21 protein-coding genes are annotated in these 19,139 nt (G+C 67.4%); 12 read left to right on the forward strand and 9 right to left on the reverse strand.

The genetic code is table 11. The annotated features are described in order from the left end of the window. Nucleotides 1-42 precede the first annotated feature (42 nt). Nucleotides 43-894 carry a hypothetical protein gene (locus AC1DJH_RS16465; protein ID WP_478186388.1) on the forward strand — a complete coding sequence of 284 codons (852 nt, stop codon included), beginning with the start codon at nucleotides 43-45 and terminating at the stop codon, nucleotides 892-894. Between the two features lie 222 nt (nucleotides 895-1,116). Here the strand turns inward: AC1DJH_RS16465 and AC1DJH_RS16470 are convergent, their stop codons facing one another. The 5 genes from AC1DJH_RS16470 to AC1DJH_RS16490 are packed head-to-tail and all read right to left on the reverse strand — an operon-like array spanning nucleotide 1,117 to nucleotide 4,062. Next, complete coding sequence (locus AC1DJH_RS16470; RefSeq protein ID WP_478186389.1) at nucleotides 1,117-1,962, reverse strand: metallophosphoesterase; 846 nt, start codon at nucleotides 1,960-1,962, stop codon at nucleotides 1,117-1,119. Then, nucleotides 1,962-2,411, reverse strand: coding sequence for an HAD domain-containing protein (locus AC1DJH_RS16475; RefSeq protein ID WP_478186390.1), 450 nt, complete (start codon nucleotides 2,409-2,411; stop codon nucleotides 1,962-1,964). Before AC1DJH_RS16475 ends, AC1DJH_RS16470 begins: the two co-directional genes overlap by 1 nt. A 31-nt stretch (nucleotides 2,412-2,442) precedes the next feature. Further along, nucleotides 2,443-3,387, reverse strand: coding sequence for a metallophosphoesterase (locus tag AC1DJH_RS16480; protein WP_478186391.1), 945 nt, complete (start codon nucleotides 3,385-3,387; stop codon nucleotides 2,443-2,445). 19 nt (nucleotides 3,388-3,406) lie between these two features. Continuing rightward, a complete protein-coding gene (locus AC1DJH_RS16485) occupies nucleotides 3,407-3,637 on the reverse strand; it encodes an HAD domain-containing protein (protein WP_478186392.1) in 231 nt (76 codons plus the stop codon). Between the two features lie 2 nt (nucleotides 3,638-3,639). After that, the gene (locus AC1DJH_RS16490; protein WP_478186393.1) at nucleotides 3,640-4,062 is read right to left on the reverse strand and encodes a hypothetical protein; all 423 of its coding nucleotides are present in this window, start codon (nucleotides 4,060-4,062) and stop codon (nucleotides 3,640-3,642) included. Between the two features lie 196 nt (nucleotides 4,063-4,258). On the opposite strand from AC1DJH_RS16490, the gene AC1DJH_RS16495 reads away from it, so the two are divergent. Further along, nucleotides 4,259-4,504 carry a helix-turn-helix domain-containing protein gene (locus tag AC1DJH_RS16495; RefSeq protein WP_478186394.1) on the forward strand — a complete coding sequence of 82 codons (246 nt, stop codon included), beginning with the start codon at nucleotides 4,259-4,261 and terminating at the stop codon, nucleotides 4,502-4,504. A 290-nt stretch (nucleotides 4,505-4,794) separates the two neighbouring features. Here the strand turns inward: AC1DJH_RS16495 and AC1DJH_RS16500 are convergent, their stop codons facing one another. Further along, entirely contained in the window at nucleotides 4,795-5,508 is a 714-nt protein-coding gene (locus tag AC1DJH_RS16500) for a YebC/PmpR family DNA-binding transcriptional regulator (RefSeq protein WP_478186395.1), read from the reverse strand. 183 nt (nucleotides 5,509-5,691) lie between these two features. Between AC1DJH_RS16500 and AC1DJH_RS16505 the strand changes: the two genes are divergently transcribed. Then, nucleotides 5,692-7,395: a M14 family zinc carboxypeptidase gene (locus AC1DJH_RS16505; RefSeq protein ID WP_478186396.1), complete on the forward strand. Its 1,704-nt coding sequence runs from the start codon at nucleotides 5,692-5,694 to the stop codon at nucleotides 7,393-7,395. Nucleotides 7,396-7,405: 10 nt separating this feature from the next. Here AC1DJH_RS16505 and AC1DJH_RS16510 read toward each other — a convergent pair whose 3' ends face one another. Next, on the reverse strand, nucleotides 7,406-8,320 hold the full coding sequence (locus AC1DJH_RS16510; RefSeq protein ID WP_478186397.1) for a LysR family transcriptional regulator: 915 nt from the start codon (nucleotides 8,318-8,320) through the stop codon (nucleotides 7,406-7,408). 100 nt (nucleotides 8,321-8,420) lie between these two features. On the opposite strand from AC1DJH_RS16510, the gene AC1DJH_RS16515 reads away from it, so the two are divergent. The 6 genes from AC1DJH_RS16515 to AC1DJH_RS16540 all read left to right on the forward strand — a co-directional run bounded on the left by AC1DJH_RS16515 (nucleotide 8,421) and on the right by AC1DJH_RS16540 (nucleotide 15,507). After that, nucleotides 8,421-9,830, forward strand: a complete 1,410-nt coding sequence (locus tag AC1DJH_RS16515) for an aminotransferase family protein (RefSeq protein WP_478186398.1) — start codon at nucleotides 8,421-8,423, stop codon at nucleotides 9,828-9,830. Beyond that, entirely contained in the window at nucleotides 9,827-12,172 is a 2,346-nt protein-coding gene (locus AC1DJH_RS16520; RefSeq protein ID WP_478186399.1) for a N,N-dimethylformamidase beta subunit family domain-containing protein, read from the forward strand. The genes AC1DJH_RS16515 and AC1DJH_RS16520 overlap by 4 nt, the downstream gene beginning before the upstream one ends. Beyond that, on the forward strand, nucleotides 12,169-13,473 hold the full coding sequence (locus AC1DJH_RS16525) for an MFS transporter (protein WP_478186400.1): 1,305 nt from the start codon (nucleotides 12,169-12,171) through the stop codon (nucleotides 13,471-13,473). The genes AC1DJH_RS16520 and AC1DJH_RS16525 overlap by 4 nt, the downstream gene beginning before the upstream one ends. Before the next feature lie 80 nt (nucleotides 13,474-13,553). After that, a complete protein-coding gene (locus AC1DJH_RS16530; protein ID WP_478186401.1) occupies nucleotides 13,554-14,300 on the forward strand; it encodes an energy-coupling factor ABC transporter ATP-binding protein in 747 nt (248 codons plus the stop codon). Continuing rightward, nucleotides 14,293-14,886 carry a CbiQ family ECF transporter T component gene (locus AC1DJH_RS16535; RefSeq protein WP_478186402.1) on the forward strand — a complete coding sequence of 198 codons (594 nt, stop codon included), beginning with the start codon at nucleotides 14,293-14,295 and terminating at the stop codon, nucleotides 14,884-14,886. Before AC1DJH_RS16530 ends, AC1DJH_RS16535 begins: the two co-directional genes overlap by 8 nt. Before the next feature lie 30 nt (nucleotides 14,887-14,916). After that, complete coding sequence (locus AC1DJH_RS16540) at nucleotides 14,917-15,507, forward strand: biotin transporter BioY (RefSeq protein ID WP_435438934.1); 591 nt, start codon at nucleotides 14,917-14,919, stop codon at nucleotides 15,505-15,507. 12 nt (nucleotides 15,508-15,519) lie between these two features. On the opposite strand, the gene AC1DJH_RS16545 is transcribed toward AC1DJH_RS16540, so the two are convergent. Further along, nucleotides 15,520-16,008, reverse strand: coding sequence for a DUF6314 family protein (locus AC1DJH_RS16545; RefSeq protein WP_478186403.1), 489 nt, complete (start codon nucleotides 16,006-16,008; stop codon nucleotides 15,520-15,522). Between the two features lie 268 nt (nucleotides 16,009-16,276). On the opposite strand from AC1DJH_RS16545, the gene AC1DJH_RS16550 reads away from it, so the two are divergent. Together AC1DJH_RS16550 and AC1DJH_RS16555 are read left to right on the forward strand one after the other, a co-directional pair. After that, nucleotides 16,277-16,657 (forward strand): helicase SNF2, encoded by a 381-nt coding sequence (locus tag AC1DJH_RS16550; RefSeq protein WP_472125886.1) that lies wholly within the window; start codon nucleotides 16,277-16,279, stop codon nucleotides 16,655-16,657. Nucleotides 16,658-16,797: 140 nt separating this feature from the next. Next, on the forward strand, nucleotides 16,798-17,388 hold the full coding sequence (locus AC1DJH_RS16555) for an isochorismatase family protein (protein ID WP_435487109.1): 591 nt from the start codon (nucleotides 16,798-16,800) through the stop codon (nucleotides 17,386-17,388). A 1-nt stretch (nucleotide 17,389) separates the two neighbouring features. On the opposite strand, the gene AC1DJH_RS16560 is transcribed toward AC1DJH_RS16555, so the two are convergent. Continuing rightward, nucleotides 17,390-18,184 carry a hypothetical protein gene (locus AC1DJH_RS16560; RefSeq protein ID WP_478186404.1) on the reverse strand — a complete coding sequence of 265 codons (795 nt, stop codon included), beginning with the start codon at nucleotides 18,182-18,184 and terminating at the stop codon, nucleotides 17,390-17,392. A gap of 241 nt (nucleotides 18,185-18,425) precedes the next feature. On the opposite strand from AC1DJH_RS16560, the gene AC1DJH_RS16565 reads away from it, so the two are divergent. Then, nucleotides 18,426-19,031, forward strand: coding sequence for a DUF6891 domain-containing protein (locus tag AC1DJH_RS16565; protein ID WP_435487107.1), 606 nt, complete (start codon nucleotides 18,426-18,428; stop codon nucleotides 19,029-19,031). Nucleotides 19,032-19,139 lie beyond the last annotated feature (108 nt).

Raw genomic sequence — 19,139 nt, forward strand, 5'->3', positions numbered from 1 at the left:
GGGGTGACGGCAAATCCACCCTTTGAATGCTCCTTACGAACCATGGCCAAGATCTACGTTATTGACCAGAACGTTATGCGTAAGAAGGAGCTCGTCACGCTGATCGAAGATCAGCCGAAGTCGAAATTCGTTATCCCGGACACCGGGTTGCTTGAAATGGTCAAGAGCGACCAATGGGAGGAGACGTTCCGGCTCAGCTTCGCCGCGCTGGTGCCTGTGGTGACGCGCTGCTTTATGTCAATGTCGGTTCAGGAAGCGTGCGAACTCGAAGCCGCTAAGCGGGTATCTGCTGAAGGGTATCTTTTGCCAGACGACTTCACGAAGTTGCTTCGTGGTGCCATCGTAGACAGTCAGTCTGGTAGCGGACCGACCCTCTCGATGCTGAGGGACCGGATGACAGAGGCCCGCAAGGAACTTCAAGCTAACGAGTTGAACGCTCCGGCCAACCGTGAAGTGCTGCTGAGCGTCATGAACGAGATGCGGTCCAAGCTCACCAAGGACGAGATCAAGTCCACGAGGCAAGACGGCATGGGCGGCAGGTTGGCACGCCTGCAGCACGCTCGCAGCATTGGTGATGCGTTCTACGTCGCACACATGAGGAAGATTGAAGTACCCGACTTGGTTTCACGGCGGTTGTGGAAGAAAAAAAGCATGACGAGACGCTGGTGCTACATGCTTGCACATCACGCGCTGCAGTGGCTTGGGGATGGTGGCGTGGAGAACGCGCCCGACAAGGTGATCGTGAATGATGTTCTCGATCAGGACTACGTGCTACTCGGCTCCTTCTTCGATGATGTCTTGTCGTTCGAAACGGATGTGCGCAATGCCAGTCAGGACCTTAATTTGATGCTGGAACTGCCGCCGACTGTGAACTCGCCGGTCTCGAAGGAGTGAGTCTTCAGCGGGTCAGCGATCGCACCTTGGCGAAATGTCACACATTTCTCGGAGGACAGACTTCCGTCGGCCTTCAAAAGCGAAGAGAGAGAATCGATCATTTATGGGTTGGAAACGCACGTGCCACGATGATGCTCGCTAAGACGGCCACGTTGTAGCTCAGTTCCTTCGAAACCTCGAAGGGCTCGAACTCCGCGTGGAGGTCAGAAAGAATAGGCAGCTTCATGAGTCATCACTTCCAGGGAGAGGTTGCACGTCGATGACGAGACCAGGATCGAACGCCGTGTTCTCAATCCTGCCACTCCAGTTCACGTAGCCGCGCGGATTGCACACAACTCGGCAAGAACGGACTCGGTAGTCGAACTGTTGATGCGTGTGACCGTGGACCCAGAGCACGGGCACTTCAAAGAAGGCATCCGGAAGCTCGTTGATGAAGGCGCCTGAGGCCCAGTCATCGGCGTAGCGCTGCGCCAGCGAGCCGCGATGAGGTGCATGGTGCGTCACAACCACCGTCGGTCCGGCGAATGGTTCCACTAGCCTGTCTCGCAGCCAAGCGCGCTGCATCCGATGAATCCGAAGCGTGTCGGCTGCTTGAAGCTTTCTTCCCTGCTTGTCGCGCCAGGTATCGGGTTCTGCCGACTCGTCGACCGTGCGGACCAGCGTGTAGTCGTTCAGCAGATTGGTCGCCATCTTCATGGCACGCCCGACATCGCTGACCGGACCTTCAGGCGTCCCGATAGCGAGCGCGAAGTCGGTCCACAGCGTCGCGCCGAGGAAACGTACGCCGTCGATCACCAACTCGTCACCGTCGAGCAGATGGACATTGCTTCCTTCGGCTTCGCGGCGTGCCTCGGCCAGTGTCGTGTCCAACCGCCCGTCGTAGTACTCGTGGTTGCCAAGCAGGTAGATCACGGGCTTGCCACGAAAGCGGTCCGACGCCCACTGAACGGCACGCCTGCCTGGCGAATGAATGTCACCGGCGAGGATGACGACATCGAATTCGAGATCCGGTGCCGGCTCGAAGGGGGCGAACTCGAGGTGAAGGTCGGAAAGAATCAGAACTTTCATCAGGATGCTCTTTCAAGGCGCGCGCGAAGCTTGGCACTTGCCTTGTCGTCGAAGCCGGTGAACGAGTTGCACACCACCAGATGGTTCTTGCAGTGGTCGAACTGCCAATAGGCATCGTCGAGTGCGACCCAAGGCTCGTCGATCACATGATGGATCTGGAGCCAAGCGAGGATCTCTCCTTCACGCTTCCCATACGGCGGTGGAAGGCCGAAGCCCGAATGAGGTGTGGCTCCAAGAATTCGGGCCCGGATGTCGCTGGAGAATGGCTTTAGCAAGGTCTTGTAGTGAAGCTGCTCGCGCCAGGATGAGCTGATCACGATCTTCACGAACGGAAACTCGCGCAGCAACGCTTCAAGCCGCGGCAGGAAACAGAAGTCGGCACCGCCGTTGAGGACGTGCTGCTCCCCTTCGGGATGCAGCACACCGTCGAAGTCGAGGAACAGGATCATCCCGGACCTCTGAATCCATTTTCATCGGTCCTCATACGACACCGCCGTATTGGATGGCATTGAGCATCGATCGGAGCTTTTCCGACCCACCCCAAGCTGCGAAAGCTGCTGGCGTCTGGCCGTCGAGCAGCTTGTGCGGCTTGTCCAGCCAAGCTGGAGCCTCTGCGCCGAATACCTGCATGGCGAGGTCCAGCAAGTCTCGTGGAAGAACTTCCGATCCAGTCTCCTTTTTTGGATCTCGCGGCCACGCCAGATGCGCGCCCATATTGACGCCGAAGGCGCGGAACGGTGCTGCAGCACTCTGCATCCCTTCCGCGAGATAGTCGATGCTCTGGTGATGGTGACCGTGGACTACGAGCTGGACGCCGAGAGTTTCGGCGAGCTCGTCGATCGCTTGGCAGCCGTGCGGATGTGCTGCCGGCGCCTCGTGCGTCACCAAAATGTCGGCAGGCGGGCTACGCAGCAGTTGCTGGTAGTCGTCCGGGAAGATCGTGGAGCGATGCCGGCGGGCGATACCGCCCCTCCACCGCTCTTCGTGGCGCATGGACCGGCGCAGTGCATCGGCCGAAGCGAATGCGGCTTCTTCGATCGGCCGCCGCGGATCCCAGATCTTGCTGCGAAAGATGCCGCCCAGTCCCGCAACCTTGTACCCAGCGATCTCGACGATGCGTCCATGCAGGTTGCGGTCGGCGAGTTCTGATCCCCACAGGTTGTAGTAGTCGGTATCGGAGTCCGTGTCATGGTTCCCATGGATGAACCAGACTTCGGTGAGAGCCAGGATCGGCTGCAACTCGATGTGCAGAGGTTGGCGCGCCTGGATGTCACCCAGCAGGATGATCGCCTCGGGCCGGAAGCGCTCGACCGCTGCGATCACCGGATCGAGATCGCCGTGCGGGTCGCCGAAGAACATGAGCTTGGGCTTCGACTGGTTGTGCTCGGATCGCGCATGGAGGTCCGACGAGATGAGCGGTTTCATTTCATATGCCGAGGGCGGTTCATCGGCCAGCCGCGAACCGCAGGAAGTGCGAGCGCAGTTCCTGGAAGCTGTCTTGATCGAATGCCCTCTTGGGATCGGTGAGCACGAGCCGCGCGAACCCCGCTTCGAAGCTCGAGGGCCAATCGTCAAGCGCGACCCATTCTGCGTTGCTGCGGCCATTCCCATCGAGCCAGGCCTGGATTTCCACTTGGCGCCGGTGGTGGATCTTTACATGGGGGGCAATTCCCATGCTCAGTTGACAGGCCAAATCTGACGCTGAATGCTGAACGAATTGCGTGTGTCGTAGTGAGTGAACTGGGCCCCGCTCTGATCTTCGAGTACCAGGTGTTCGACCTGACCGTCGTCGGTACTGGTCGCCGACCAGATCTTTCGGATATCTCGAATTTCCCAACGCTCAGGATCGCTTTCCATCGGCGCCAGATACTGAACATGTCGCAGCGCCTGTGGCCCCACGCTCTCGAAGAGATTGAGGAAGTCGCTCTCATAGATCAGCAAGGCCCGTTCCGGGACCTCGAGGTCGTCTTCGTGCACCACCCAGGTGGGAAAGAAGAACGGAATCGACAAGTTCAGCTGAATCGCTCTCCAACATCTCGCGCCAGGCCCGGCCAACATCGAGGAGATCTTCACCTCATGCGAATCCATCGTCATGAACATAAAAATGAACCCTATAGGTTGGTAGCCCTGCGTGAAACTTGGTCGCGGATGACTCTCGCGTCTGACCCGCAAACAGTTCATCAAGGTGCATAAACACTACTCGCCGCGCCTCAAAGGGCTTATTTGCTACTTAAACGCATCAGGTAGCTATCTTAGCGCTGTCGATAAAAAATGCTAGGTACGTGATTCTTGGAGGATGGGTCAACCTCAACCAAGAACTCAAAGTGCAAGGCAAAGGGTGGCGTTTCATCTACGTGTCATTCGCGCGGAACGCCGCATTTCCCAGGAGCAACTTGCGGAGGCTGCCGGGCTTCATCGAACGTTTGTAGGGGCAGTCGAGAGGGAGGAGAGAAACATCTCCATCGACAACCTTGAGCGTCTTGCGTACGCCTTGGACGTGGACGTCTCGCTTCTGATTTCGCCGGCGGTTTCCCGTTCGTAGCTACGGGGAGGCTGCGGCAGCCTCAATGCGGTCGGTTGAGAGTTATCCACAACCGCTCGATCTCCCCCTGCACCCCCTCTCGAAAAAAAGTAAACAAAACCCCGATAACGGGGAAAATATTGACAAAACTAGCGGCGATGGCAGGGAAAGGTGCGAATCTCAGTGTGGAGGTATCACTCTTTACAAAAGTTTATCGCCTCTAAGTTTTTGAGCTTCTGACCCGGGTTTTCCGGTTCCGAACGCAAGGCCGGCCTCGAAAGAGGCCGGCTTTTTTCATGGCGGCCGGTGTTTCAGCCCGCCAGGCCCACGAACACGTTCTGCACGTCGTCGTTCGCGTCGATGGCGGCCAGGAAGGTCTCGACCTCTTCCAGGTCCTCCGCGCTCAGGCTCGCCGGATCGACCGGGTTCCTGGGCTTGTAGCCCAGCTTGGCCGACAGCACGGTGAAGCCCTGGGCCGGCAGCGCGCGGCTCACCAGGTCGAGGTCGGTGGGGTCCGTGAGGAACACCGCGGGGTGGTCCTCGCCGGCCGGCTCGAAGTCCTGCGCGCCGGCTTCGATGGCGGCCACTTCGGGGTCGGCGTCGGGCCTGGCGGGTTCGGCCTCGATCATGCCGACGTGGTCGAAGTCCCAGGACACCGAGCCCGAGGTGCCCAGCTGGCCCTTGCGGAACAGCACCCGCATTTCAGGCGCGGTGCGGTTCACGTTGTCGGTCAGGCACTCGACCATCAACGGCACGCGGTGCGGCGCAAAGCCTTCGTAGATCACGTGCTCGAAATGCACCGCTTCGCCGGTCAGGCCCGCGCCCTTCTTGATGGCGCGGTCCAGCGTGTCCTTGGGCATCGACACCTTGCGGGCCTGCTCCACCACCAGCCGAAGGCGAGAGTTGGAGGCCGGGTCGGCGCCGTTGCGCGCGGCGATCATGATTTCCTTGGCGAGCTTGCCGAACAGCCGGCCCTTGGCATTGGCCGCCAGATCCTTGTGTTTCGCTTTCCATTGGGCGCCCATGACTCTGTTTCCTTGAATGTGTGTTGTGCGGCCTGGTCCGGCACCTGTGCGGCTCGCGTGAGCGCTTGGCGGAAGGGCTGGATGACCGGATCGGGGCGACTACTGTAGCTGGAGCGCGTCCGCGCGGCAGCCTGCTACGCTGCGCAGCCCCTGAATCCTGTTGTTGAACGAGCGGATTTCTCCATGACGGCCACACCCGACACCCTGCACCCCACGCCCTTCGAAATCGGCAACCGCAACCAGACCGCCACCTGGGCCGAGTGCATCGCCTTCTACGAACAGCTGGCCGGGCGCTTTCCCGGCGTGCTGCAGTGGCGCCGGATCGGCGTGTCGGACACCGGCGTGCCGATGCATGCCGGCGTGGTCACGGCCGACGGCGTGTTCGAGCGCGAGGCACTCCGGCAGCAGGGCCGGCCCGTGTTCTTCAACAACAACGGCATCCACCCCGGCGAGCCCGAGGGCATCGACGCCTGCATGGCGCTGGTGCGCGACTTCTGCACGCAGCCCGAGCGGTTGGCGGCGCTGGGCGACACGGTGTTCCTGTTCATCCCGGTCTACAACGTGGACGGCTGCGTGAACCGCCAGCGCACCTCGCGCGTGAACCAGCTCGGGCCGGAGTCCTTCGGCTTTCGCGGCAACGGCCTGCACCTGGACCTGAACCGCGACTTCATCAAGTGCGACAGCCTGGCCGCCCAGGTCTTCAACCGCTTCTTCACCGCGTGGGACCCGGACGTGATGGTCGACACCCACACCTCGAACGGCGCCGACTACGCCTGCACCATGACGCTGATCCCGACCCAGCCCGACAAGCTGGGCGGCGCGCTGGGCGGCTTCCTGCGCGAGCGCATGCTGCCTGCGATCTACGGCGACATGGCACAGCGCGGCTGGCCCACCTGCCCGTACGTGAGCCTGCTGGGCGAGACGCCGGACGACGGCATCGAGGATTTTCTCGACCTGCCGCGTTTCTCCACCGGCTACGCCGCGCTGCACCACACGATCGGCTTCATGCCCGAGACCCACATGCTCAAGCCCTACGCCGACCGCGTGGCCGCCATGCGCACGCTGGTGGAGGTGGTGCTGGCGTTCACCGTGGCGCATGCGCCGCGCATCCAGGCGCTGCGCCGCGATGCCCGGGCCGCCGCCGCGCAGCAGGCGCGCTGGCCGCTGACCTGGCGCAACGACCACAGCCGCCCGGCCAGCCTGCGCTTCAAGGGCTACCAGGCGGTTCGCACGCCCAGCAGGCTCGGCAGCTACCAGCGCCTGGCCTACGACCGCAACCAGCCGTGGGAGAAGGACATCGTGCATTTCGACCGCTGCGTGGAAGACGTGGTGGTCGCCGCGCCCACGGCCTACCTGATACCGCAGGCCTGGCGCGAAGTGCTCGAGCGGCTGGCGTGGAACGGCGTCGCGCTGCGGCGCCTCGATGCCGACCAGCTGTTCGACGCGGTCCGGGTCTATCGCGTGCAGGACGTGACCGCCCGCGCGAACGCCTACGAAGGCCACATGTTCCATGACCGGGTGGTGCTGGCCACGCACACCGAGGCCTTCCAGGCGCGCGCGGGCGACGTGTGGGTGTCGCTGGACCAGCCCAACGCCCGCTACGTGGTCGAGACGCTGGAGCCCGAAGCCCACGACAGCTTCTTTCGCTGGGGCTTCTTCAACAGCGTGCTGGAGAAGAAGGAGGCCTTCTCCGCCTACGTCTTCGAAGACACCGCGCTGCAGATGCTGGAGGACGAACCGGCGTTGAAGCAGCAGTTCGAGCAGTGGAAGGCGGACCACCCCGAACAGCTGTCCGATCCGCAAGCGGTGCTGGGCTTTCTGTTCGCGCACGGGCAACGCCACGCGGAGCTCGGGTGGCGGCGCTACCCGGTGGTCGCGCTGACGTAGGTCGCTTCGGTCACGCGGGCCGGAACCCCGGCAGCGCGTGCATGCGCAAGCGCAGCGCCTCGATGAACGCCGTGACGCGCGCCGGCCGGTACAGCCCCGGCGGCAGCGCCACGTAAACGCCGATCGGCTCCAGCCACCAGTTCGGCAGCACGCGCTTCAGGCGGCCGGCCTGCATGTCTTCGTGGCACATCCAGGGTGCCGCCGCGCCGATGCCCGCGCCGTTGAGCACCGCGCGGTAGCTTGCGAGCAGGCTGTCGGTGCGCATGGGCGTGTCCAGCGCCACCATGCGCGAGCGCCCGCCGCGGTCGATCAGGCGCACGTTGCCCGTCACATACGGCACCAGGCCCACGCAGGGCAGCTGCGGCAGCCGGGCCAGCGTGACGGGGCCGATGCGCTTGAGCAGCGCGGGCGTGGCGATCAGCACGCGCTCCATGCGGCCCAGTGGCCGGCTCACCAGCCCGGGGTCGCGGACATCGCCCACGCACACCCAGCATTCGGCGCCGGAGGCCGCGAGGTCGACCACGCGGTCGGTCAGCGTGAGCTCCACGCGCACCTGCGGATGCGCGGCGCGCAGGTCGGTCACCGCGTCGGTCAGGAAGCCGGTGCCGTAGCCCGACGGGCCGATCACGCGCAGCGTGCCCTCGGGCCGGCTCTGCCCGCCCTGCAGCCGCTGGGACAGGCCCGACCAGCGGTCGGTCAGGTCGTGCGCCTCGGCCAGCAGCGAGCGGCCCTCGTCGGTGAGCGAGAAGTTGGCGGTGTTGCGAATGGCCAGCTTGCAGCCCAGCAGGCGCTCCAGCTCCAGCAGGCGGCGGCTCACCGTGGGCTGCGTGGTGCCGAGCAGGCGCGCCGCCCCGCTGAGCGATCCGCTTTCGCCGATCTTGATGAAGGTGTCGAGCAGGTCGAGCCGGTCGTGGGTGTTCTTCATGCGCCAGACGTATAGCACTTCATCGCTCCATACGTCTACCCATGCGGGCGTGCCTTGCCTATCGTCGGGCCCTTCAAGACACGCGAATGGAATTTCATCGATGAACGCCACGATCGAAGACGCCGCCCGCACCGTGGGCGACACGCCCAAGGGCGGCTCCGTGCTCGGCTTCTACGCCGCCAAGGGCACGCCCCGGCCGCCGCGCATTGCGCGCGGCGAAGGCATCTACCTGTGGGACGCGGGCGGGCGCCGCTTCCTCGACGCGACGGCCGGCGCGGTGGTCGCCAACATCGGCCATGGCAACCCGCGCGTGCTGGCGGCGATGCAGGCGCAGGCGGCGCAGGTGACGTTCGCCTACCCGCGCTTCTTCGAGAGCGAGCACAGCATCGAGCTGGCGGACCGCGTGTGCAAGCTGGCCGGCGAGGGCTTCGACCGCGCCTTCTTCGTCTCGGGCGGCTCGGAGGCCAACGAGTCGGCCCTCAAGCTGGCGCGGCAGTACGCGGTGGTCACGGGCCAGCCGCGCCGCGCCAAGGTCATTTCGCGCAACCCGAGCTACCACGGCTCCACGCTGGGCGCGCTGGCCGTCACGGGCGACGCGCACACGCAATCCCTCTACGGGCCGATGGTGCGCGAGATGCCGAAGGTGCCCGCACCGCTGTCGTACCGTGTGCCAGAGGGCCACACCGTCGAGTCGCATGCCATGGCCTGCGCCGACGAACTCGAGGCCGCCATCGTGCGCGAAGGGCCCGACACCGTGCTGGCCTTCATCCTGGAGCCCATCGGCGGGCTGTCGACCGGCGCGGTGGTGTCGGGCGCGGCCTACTTCCAGCGTGTGCGGCAGATCTGCGACCGCCACGGCGTGCTGCTGATCTGCGACGAGATCATGAGCGGCGCCGGGCGCACCGGCGCCTTCCTGGCGGCGCACCACTGGGCCGGCGCGCGGCCCGACCTCGTCACGCTGGCCAAGGGGCTGGCCGCGGGCTACACCCCGCTGGGCGCCATGCTCGCACCCAACCGCATCGTCGACGCCATCGCCGCCAGCGGCGGCTTCGTGCACGGCCACACCTACTTCACCAACCCGCTGTCGTGCGCGGTGGCCAATGCGGTGGTGGGCGAGGTGATCGCGCAGGACCTGGTGAACCGCGCGCGCGACATGGGCGAGCTGCTGATGGCCCGCCTGCGCGAGGTGGCCGAGCGCTCTCCCATCGTGGGCGACGTGCGCGGAAAGGGGCTCTTCACCGCCATCGAGATCGTGGCCGACAAGGCCACGAAGCGGCAGCTGCCCGCCAGCTTCAACGCGCCGGCGCGGCTGACCGAGCACGGGCTGAAGCACGGCATCGCGCTGTACAACCGGCGCGCCAACCTGGGCGCCTTCGGCGACTTCCAGATGATCACGCCGCCGCTGACCATCACGCCCGCCGAGATCGACGAGCTGGCCGACCTGCTGGAGCGCTCGCTGCGCGACCTGGCGAACGAGATCGCGGCCAAGGGCCTGGCCACCTCCGCATGATGGCGCCCGCCCCGATGCCGCAGATCCTGCCGCCCCACCGCAGCCTGCACGTGCCCGGCGTGCATGGCTACACCGACCGCAAGAGCGTGGCCGCCGGCGAGACGGCGCGCTTTCACCTCAGCAGCGACGTGCCCTACACGCTGTCGGTGTGCCAGCTCGGCCCCGACGTCGAGGGCCGCTCGGCCGACACGGTGCTGCACGCCTTCGCACCTTCGCCCGCGCGCGCGCATCCGATCCACCCTGGCTCCTACGTGCAGGTGGCGCGCGGGCTGGACCAGCCGCTGCGCGCGCTCACGCTGGAGTGCTGGGTGCAGGTGTGGAGCACGGGCACGCGCCAGAGCGTCATCAGCCAGTTCGACATGCCGGGCGCCTGCGGCTACGGGCTGTTCGTCGATGAAGACGGGCGCGCGGCGTTCCATCTCGGCGACGGCGGCACGTTCCGCGCGCAAGGCCGGCTCGCGGGCGGCATGTTGCGCCCCAGGCGCTGGCACCATCTGGCCGCCACCTGGGACGGCAGCGAGACGGTGCTGTGGGTCGACGGCGAAGCGGTCGCGCGCGGCTCGTTCGCCGGCCCCTTGCGGCCGGGCCACGCCCCTTTGCGACTGGGCAGCAGCGGCATCGACGGCCTGGCGGATGCGTTCCTCGAGGGCGACATCGTCATGCCCGCGATCTATTCGCACGCATTGCGGCCCGACGAGGTGCGCGCGCGATTTGCCGACCGCGGCCTGCACACGCCGCGCGGGCGCACGGTGCTGGCGTGCTGGCCGCTGCGCGAGGAGCGCGGCGACACGGTGGCCGACGCCAGCGGGCACCAGCGCACCGGTCGCATCGTCAACCACGGCACCTGGATGATCGTCGGCCCGGCCTTCGAACCGAAGCGGGTGAACGAGTTTTCGGACGACGGCTACGACCCGCTGGCCGACCCCACCCGCGGCCACGGCCTGCGCCTGGCGAGCGACGACCTCTACGACTGCCGCTGGCCCGAGAGCCACGCCTTTCGCATCCCGGCGGATGCGAAGTCCGGCGTGTACGTGGGCCGCGTGCATTTCCTGCTCGACGGCCGGCCCGCCGACTACGACATCACCTTCATCGTGCGCCGCGCCGCCCACCGGGCCCCCGCGCCGGTGCTGGTGCTGTGTGCCACCAACAGCTGGCTGGCCTATGCGAGCACGCCCTTCGCGAAGAACGTGGCGAGCGACCCGGTCTGGCCGCGGCGCTCGGTCGGGCTGGAGAACAGCCACCCCGACGCGCCGGCCTACAGCAGCTACACCTACCACCGCGGCGGCCAGCCGAGCTACCAGGTCGGCCTGCGCATGCCGTGGCCCAACGCCAGCCCCAACGCGCTGTACGACCCGGCCGACGCGGGCTTCAGCCAGTGGACCCGGCTGGAACGCCGCCTGCACGTGTGGCTCGAGCAGGCCGGCTACGACTACGACGTGGTGAGCGACCTCGACCTGCACCGCGATCCGGGCCTGCTGAAGGCCTACAAGACCGTGATGATCAACGGCCACAGCGAGTACTGGTCGCTGCCGGCGTGCGACGGGCTCGACGACTACCTGGTTGGCGGCGGCACGGCCATCGTGCTCTCGGGCAACACCATGTACCTGCGCGTGAGCTACGACGAAGAGGGCATGGTGATGGAGCAGCGCAAGGTGCTCGGCGCGAACGACCAAGACAGCGAGGAGGCGGCCAAGGTGCGCCCGCCCGCCGGCCCCTACGGCGAGCAGTACCACTCGCAGGACTGGGCGCGCGGCGGCCAGTTCCGCCAAGCGGGACGCTCCTGCGCGGAACTCATCGGACTGGAGACCGCAGGCTGGGCCTTTGCCGACGGCAGCGACTTCGGCGTGTACCACGCGACGCAGCCCGGGCACTTCCTGTTCACGCAGCCGCATGCGCTGGGGCTGACCGACGGCGCGACCTTCGGCCATGCGCCGGGCGGCGGCCTGCCGCGCGCCATCGGCCACGAGTGGGACCTGAGCGTGGCCACGCTGCGCCGCATGACGCATGTGCTGCCGGCCGGCGAGCAGCTGCCCGAGGCGCAGCGCGGCATCGAGGTCATCGCACAGGGGCGCCGGCTGCACGCCGGCCGCCTCGATGCGTACCTGGACTACTTCTCCAACGTGACCGAGTCGCTCGACGGGCTCTCGGCCGAAATGATCTATTGGGAGCGCCCGCAGGGCGGCCGCGTGTTCAACGCCGGTGCAGTCGGTGCGAGCTGGGTGCTCGGTGTCGATCCCTGTTTCGAAGGGGTGCTGCGCAACGTGCTGCATCACTTCGGCGTCCGGCCCGCCGCGGGCACGGACCGTCCGGTTCAACCATCCCTGGAGCACGCAGCACCATGAGCACCCTCGCCCCGCGCAACGCCGCCCTGTCCGAATCCGCCGACCCCGCCGAGCCTGCCGTCCGGCAGAGCACGCTGAAGGTCATCACCGCCATCTCCATCGGCAATGCGCTGGAGTGGTTCGAGATCGTGATCTACGGCTTCCTGGCCGTGACCATCTCCAAGCTGTTCTTTCCGGCGGAGAACGAGAGCGTGTCGCTGCTCATCACGCTGGGCACCTTCGGCGTGACCTTCGTGATGCGCCCGGTCGGCTCGCTGGTGCTCGGCGCCTACGCCGATGCGCGGGGACGCAAGAACGCGCTGACGCTGTCGATGGCGCTCATGCTGTGCGGCACGCTGCTGATCGCGGTGTCGCCGACCTTCGCGCAGATCGGGCTGTGGGCGCCGGGGCTCGTGATCGCGGCGCGGCTGCTGCAGGGCTTTGCCGCGGGCGGCGAGTTCGGCAGCGCCACCGCCCTGCTGGCCGAGCAGGACCCGCGCCGGCGCGGCTTCTTTGCCAGCTGGCAGTTCGCGAGCCAGGGCATCACCACCTTCCTGGCGGCGGGCTTCGGCATGGCGCTCAACACGCTGCTCACGCCCGAGCAGCTGCTGTCGTGGGGCTGGCGCATTCCGTTCTTCTTCGGCCTGCTGATCGGGCCGGCCGGCCTCTACATCCGCCGCCATCTGGACGAAGGCCTGGAGTTCAAGCGCGCGGCGCAGGAAGCCACGCCGGTGCGCACCACGCTGGTCGACCAGCGCGGTCGCACGCTGACGGCCATGGGGCTCATCATCCTGGCCACCATCGTGGCCTACACGGGGCTGTTCATGCCCACCTTCGCGGTGCGCCAGCTGGGCCTGCCGGCGACCATGGCCTTCGCGGGCACCTTCTGGTTCGGCGTGCTGCAGTTCGCGCTGGTGCCGCTGTTCGGCAGCCTGTCGGACCGGGTCGGGCGCGTGGCGATCATGCGCGGCGCGGCGCTGGTCATGGGGGTGATGATCGTGCCGCTGTTCTACCTGCTGGTGAACCATCCGTCGGTGCCGGCGCTGATGCTGGCGCTCACCGCCATGGGCGTGGTGGCCTCGGCGTACTGGGGGCCGATCTCGGCGGCGATGTCCGAGCTGTTTCCGGCGGCCACGCGCGGCACCGGGCTGTCGGTGAGCTACAGCTTCGGCGTGGCGATCTTCGGCGGCTTCGCGCCGTTCATCAGCGCCTGGCTCATCACGGCCACGGGCAGCAAGATCGCGCCGTCGTTCTACGTGGCTTTCGGCGTGCTGGTGAGCCTGGCGGCGCTGCGCGCGGCACGGCGCTACGGCGTCAAATGACCGCGAGGCACGGCTAGCCGCTTTGTCCTTCGAACGACCCTGCCGGCCCGCGGCAGTGCTTCGGGTACAGTGGGCGCCCCTTGCCGCAGCCCGCCCCGCCCGAACCCTTCTCCCCGCACAGCATCCGCCTCGAGGCGGTCACGCTGGTGCGCGGCAGCCAGCACGTCTTCGAGGGGCTGACGCTCAGCCTGCACGAGGCGCGCATCGGCCTGGTCGGCGACAACGGCGCGGGCAAGAGCAGCCTGTTCCGGCTGATCAGCGGGCTCGACCAGCCGCAGCAGGGGCGCGTGGTCGTGCACGGCTGCGACACGCAGACCGACCGCAAGCAACTGTCGAGGCACGTCGGCCTGATGTTCCAGAACCCCGACGACCAGATCATCTTTCCCACCGTGGCCGAGGAGCTGGCCTTCAGCCTCACGGCGCGCGGTGAAACGCGGCAGGCCGCACGGCAGCAGGCACGCGACTTTCTCGCACGGCGCGGGCTGCAGGACTGGGCCGGCCGCGCGATCGGCGAGCTGAGCCAGGGGCAGCGCCAGCAGGTGTGCCTGCTGGCCTTGCAGATCAGCCAGCCCGCCACGCTGCTGCTCGACGAGCCCTTCGCCAGCCTCGACCTGCTGAGCCAGGCGCGGCTCTCGGCGCAACTCGAGGCCACGGACCAGCAGATCGTGTTGTCCACGCACCTGCTCGATCACGTGCACGACTTCGAGCGCGTGCTGTGGCTGGAGCAGGGCAGGGTGCGCGCCGACGGGCCGGGCCGGGACGTGTGCGAGGCCTATGCCGCGAACGTGCGCGAGCGCGCCGCACTGGAGCGGGCCCGCCGTGCGTAGCCTCTACTCGGACCAGCCGACGTGGATGCACGCGATCGCGGCGTGGGTCAAGCTGGCGGTGCTGTCGGCGTGCGGCACGCTGCTGGTGCTGGTCGAGCGGCCCGTGGTGCTGGCCGTGGCCTGCGCGGCGGTGCTGGTCCTCTTCGCGTCGCTCGGACGGCCCGCCTGGCGCCGCGTGCGCATGCTGCTGGGCGTGGCCATCGCCGGGGCGATGATCGTCGGCTTCCACTGGGCCATGGGCACCACGCCGCTTGGCGTGGCCAGCGCGCTGCGCCTGGCCAGCGCGGCCACGCTGGCGCTGATGCTGACGCTCACCACCCGCTTCGAAGACCTGCTGGCGGTGCTCGAGGCCGTGCTGCATCCGCTGCAGCGGCTGGGTGTGCCGACCGAGCGCATCGCGCTGGGCCTTGGCCTGATGCTGCGCTTCGCCGAGAATTTCTACGTGCAGTGGCAGCGCCTGGACGACGCCTACCGCGCGCGCACCGGCCGCGGCGGTGGCCTGCGGCTGCTGGCGCCGCTGACCATCCGCACGCTGCAGACGGCCGAACGCGTGGCCGATGCGCTGGCTGCCCGGCTCGGGCGCTGACCTTTCCTTTCTTCACCGATTGCCACTGCCATGACCACCACCGGCTCCCTTGCTTCGTCCCGCTCCCTCTCGTACATCGCGCTGTTCGCCGCGCTGATGGCGGTGTTCGGCCTGATCCCGAAGATCGACTTGCCGTTCGGCGTGCCGATCACGCTGCAGTCGCTGGGCGTGATGCTGGCGGGCTGCCTGCTCGGGCCGCGCCGCGGGTTCCTGGCCATTGCGCTGTTCCTGCTGGCGGTGGCGCTCGGCCTGCCGCTGCTGCCGGGCGGACGCGGCGGGCTGTCCGTTTTCGTCGGCCCGACCTCGGGCTTCCTGTTCGGCTGGATGTTCGGTGCGTTCACCTGCGGCCTGCTGATGCGTCTGGCCATGCGCCGCATGGCGGGCGCAACGGGCCTGCCGTTGCTGGCGGCGGCTTTCCTGTCGTCGGTGGTCGGCGGGATCTTGGTGGTCTACGCCGTCGGCATCGCCGGGCTCTCGTGGGTAGCGCACATGTCGCTGTCGCAGGCCGCGCTGGCCATGCTGGTCTTCATTCCGGGCGACCTGATCAAGTGCGGCATCTGCGCCATGCTCGTGCAGACCGTGATGCGCGGCATGCCGGGCTGGCGGCTCGATCGCGACTGAACGTCCAGGCTGCTACCCGTTGCGCCGCCTGAAGACGGTGGCCGACAGGTAGTCCTTGCGCGGGCCGCGCACCGTGTGGCGGATGCCGAAGCTGCCGTCCGCCAGGAAGCGGTAGCTGCTGTCGTAGGTGTCGGGCGTGCACAGGTGCACGGCCGACCCTGCGAGCGCACTGCCGTCGCGCACCACCGCGATGGCGTGGAACAGGCGGGGCGGGGTCTCGGCAAAGTGCACCAGGAAGCCGCCAGGCGTGCGCTCGAACAGGTATTCGCGGTGCCCGTCGAACTCCTTGCCGTCGGCCAGGCGGATGCGGCCCTCTTCGCGGTACTTCAGCAGGCCCGCCTCGAAGGGGCTGAACACGGCCGTGCCCGTCATCGAGGCCTGGCCTTCGATGGTTCGTTCGAGATGCCATGCGCCCGCGAGACCGTCGAAGACGGTGTCGGGCGTGCCCCACGGGGAAAAGGAGGGGTTGGAGGTCAGGGAAGCGGAGTCCTGGGCGTGCATCCGGTCACTCTACGACAAGGCCGACAAGGCCGACATGGCCCGTCCTGGCTGAGGATTGTTTCGATAGTGTGAACACCGCGGTTCTGTTTCATAAGGGTTTTTACTTAGATGCGAGCGCACAATTCATTCACAGACCGGCCCCCCAGCTGATCTGGATGAACAGGGCCCCGAGCGAGGTGGCCGCCCCCCGGAGGGACGGTGACCCACCCAAGACCGGTTCGACATCATCCAAGTGCAAGCAAGAACAAACGAATTGAAGGAAATCCAAATGACCGCCTCGAAGCTCCTCTCCGCCGTCTCCCTCGCCCTGCTGGCCGTTGCCGGTGGCGCCCACGCTGAAACGTACAACGGCGTGCACCCCCTGACCTCGGGCGCCAGCCGCGCCGACGTCGCCAGCCAGGCCGTGGTTGCCGCCCACAGCGCCAACCCGTACGCCACCGGTGCCAACGCCGGCCCGGCCCCGGTGATCGTGTCGGTGGCCAACCGTGCTGTCGTCCGCGCCGAAGCGGTTGCCGCTGCCCATAGCGCCGACCCGTACGCCGAAGGCGCTTCCGCCGGTGTCGCGCCGATCGTCGCCAGCTCGGTGGACCGCGCTGCAGTGCGTGCCGCAGCCCGCGCTGCCGCCCACGGCGACGCGCTGCCGCTGTAATCGTCGGCCACACGCCCGCTTCGGCGGGCGCCGATCCGGACAAGAAAGGCCGGGCTTCGCCAATGCGGGGCCCGGCCTTTCTTTTTGCGCGTGCCGTGCCGCTCATGAAGGGCTCACAGGGGCCCGCTACGATGGTCCGGATGCAACCTCTCGACCTGAATCCCCGCCAGACCGCCCTCATTTCCATCGACCTGCAGCGCAGCAACGTGGGCCGCGAACTCGCACCGCACAGCGCCGCCGACGTGGTGCAGCGCAGCAGGCGCATCGCCGACGAACTGCGCGCCGCGGGCGGCACGGTGGTGTGGGTGCGTGTGGACGTGACCGCGCTGCTGAGCCTGCCGGCCGACGCCTCGATCGGCCGCCCGCCAGGCTCGCCCGTGCCGCCGCCCGAGTTCTCGGAGCTGGTGCCCGAACTGCAGGTGCAGGACGCCGACGTGCGCATCACCAAGCGCCAGTGGGGTGCCTTCTACGGCACCGACCTTGACCAGCAACTGCGTCGCCGAGGCATCCGCACGCTGGTGATGAGCGGCATCGCGACCAACTTCGGCGTCGAGTCGACCGCGCGTGCGGCCTTCGACCGCGGCTATGAACTGGTGTTCGTGGAAGACGCGATGACTTCGCTGGCCGCCGAGCCGCACGAGTTCGCGAACCGGCACGTGTTCCCGCGCATGGGCCGCGTGCGCTCGACCGACGTTCTGCTGGCAGCCCTCGCCTCGGGCACGCAGCGCTGAGTCAGCGCGCCAGCAGCCGCCGCAGCGCCGCGACGACGAAGGGCGCGCCGCCCTCCACGGCGGGGTCGTGCAGTTCGACCGACCATTGCACGGCATCGGCCGCATCGGCCGCATCGGCCGCATCGGCCGCATCGGCCGCTGGCGCCGGGCTCGCGCACAGTTCGCAGGCATAGATCAGCCGGCCCTCGCGCGCATCCTCCCGAAGCGCGACGGCTTCGTCGCAACATTCGTCCACCTGCGCCCCGCCGCCTTCGGCTTCGCCGCGGAGGGACCGCCGCATCAGGCGCATCACGATGCGCTGCGGCGCCACCGTGCGCTCGCCGTCGTGGGCAGCGGCGGCCACCGTCGCACGCAGGCGCAGGGTGAGCGGCTCGCCGACGCGAAAGCCTTCGCCCCGCTCCAGCGACATGTTCGCGAGCGCCACGCGAATCCGCCGGCGCTCGCGCAGCCGCCCCACGACCATCGTCACGCTCGTCACCGAGAAAATGCCGAACACCGGCAGCCCGACGGCCATCCAGAGCCAATGCCAGCCACCGCGCAGGGCCCATGTCATCGCCTGGAAGCCGAAGGTCGCCAGGAACAGCAGCACCGCGAGCGCGATCAGCCAGGCGACCCAGTCGGAGACCGGCTTCCTCGCGCGCTCCGTGGCCTGCGGCGCAGCGGAAGTCCATTCGGTGGGCAGTTGCTCTTGCAGCGGCGGCAGGCCGACTTCGCGCGCAGGCTCGCCGGGCGCGCGGCGCATGTGCCGCTCGTGCGGGTGGGCGACCGGGTCGATGGAAGGATGTCGCTGCGGCATGAAGAGCCGCCGAGCATAGCCAGTCGCGCGGCGCCGGTGTCGTTCGCTCGGCCTTCGCCAAAGGGCGCATTGCCTTGCCGAGGCGCATCCTTCATGATCGCGACGCACAAGGGAGGGGCACAGGCCTTCATGCTTTTGCATTACTGCGCCATCCTGGGGCGGTGGGCGAAAATACCAAGGCGTTCCCGCCCGCAAACATGAAAGCATGATCCGTTGCCGCCGAGGCGGCAGCCCCACACGCATGGCCCTCACTCTCGCCCCCGAAGACACGCGCGGACGCATCCACGACCTGGTGTGGAGCGGCTTCCATCCCGACGCCGATGTCGAATGGATGATCACCGACGAGTACCTCGACCCGGACGACCTCACGACTGAAGACCGGGCCTGGGTGAAGGCCGAGGTCGCGCGTGCCTGCGCCGCCAAGCGCACCGACGAAGCCGGCTGGCCCGCGCACACCGAGTACGACCGGCTCGAAGCGGTGTTCGCGCAGCTGCGCGGCGAAAAGATCATTGCGCTGCACCGCGCGGGCAACACGCTCGCCGACGGCCATGACGACGTGCGCGAACAGTGGCGCGCCGCGGGCCGGCAAGACTCGGGCATTCGCGGCTGCTGCTTCTATCACTCGCAGGACCTGGACACCGCGGTGCGCACCGGCCGCCTGCACCTGGCGTTCAGCGGCGGGATGATTCCCGAGATCGAGCAGCGCGAAGCCAACACCGTGGCGCTCGGCCACCGCATCGTGGCGCTGCTGCGCGCGGCCGGCTTCGGCGCGCACTGGAGCGGCAACATCGACGAGCGCATCGAAGCCGACCTCGGCCAATGGCGCAAGCGCGGCCCGTCCGCGTGAGCGTGCGCCCATTGCCGACACCGCGCCGCGCGAGCGCGCGGCTATGGCATGTACCGCGCCCCCTCGAACACACAGCGTGCGCGCGCCGGCGCGCCGCCCGCATTCCCT

The organism is Variovorax sp. 10N412 (genome assembly GCF_056394985.1).